This window comes from Neobacillus citreus (assembly GCF_018343545.2).
GTDB lineage: Bacteria > Bacillota > Bacilli > Bacillales > Cytobacillaceae > Neobacillus > Neobacillus citreus.
Map to the genome: position 1 here is coordinate 1 of NZ_JAGYPE020000146.1, position 957 is coordinate 957.

Sequence of the window (957 nt, forward strand, 5' to 3'; positions counted from 1 at the left end):
CTGCCATTGGGTGTACTGTCTGAACCGGGAACAATTTAAAATGCTCAATTACTTCCTGTGGAAGTGCAGCACTTTCAGCAAGCTGTTGCTTTAATTCAGCCAATTGTTCTGAATTAGGCAGCTTGCGATGCCATAATAGATAAATAACCTCTTCAAAGCTTGCATTCTCAGCTAAATCATCGATGTTATAGCCAACGTATGTCAGCGTATCATCAATAATTGAACTAATGGAAGAAGTAGTTGCCACAATCCCTTCGAGACCACGTGTTACTGTCATCAAAAATCTCTCCTTTACATTGTAAAATTCCCCATTACCCACTGCTTCATTAATTCTTTTAAACCGGAAAATCCCCAGTCTAGGATAAAAAGAAACGGCATAAAGTAATTTGAAGATTTCCACTGCAAAATCATCGCCGATAAACTGATCATTACCCTAGGTGACTGAGCGATTGCTCGGATTAAAACCAAAAAGTCTGTATGCCCTTTCATTCACAGGAATAAATAATTTTTCAAGTATTCCAGTATTCCTATACGGTTTATGTAAAAAAAGATATTGCTTACAAGCCTATTATAAACAATAATCAGATTTTTGTGAATGAAAAGGAATTGAAAATAGCAAAAAAATATTATTTCAAAAAAAACGGCGCTAAAAACACGAGCCATTTCACTTAGTTTCAGCCTGTGTTTTCACCGAATCCCCCTAAAAGTTATTTTACCATAACATTATCAATGATGTGGAATACAATAACTCCAGTAGTTTTTTTCTACATTCCTCTGAAACTAATTTTAATAACTAAACGTATAAATTTAAGAAGAAATTTTAGGCGATGGAAAAATATGCAGAAAAATTAATAAAATGGTAAAATAGAGTAAGCGATTTTAAAAAAATGGAGGTCTATTACTTTTGAATCCCAAATACATAAACCGGAGCATTAGGTTTTTAATTGTTATCGGCGT

The 957-nt window shown here is 33.9% G+C and carries 1 protein-coding gene; it reads right to left on the reverse strand.

The window, feature by feature from the left end; all coding sequences use genetic code 11:
• Window positions 1-277, reverse strand: a 277-nt coding sequence (locus KHB02_RS29635; protein WP_277398420.1) for a citrate/2-methylcitrate synthase, incomplete at its 3' end; no start/stop codon positions are given.
• Window positions 278-957: the final 680 nt, after the last annotated feature.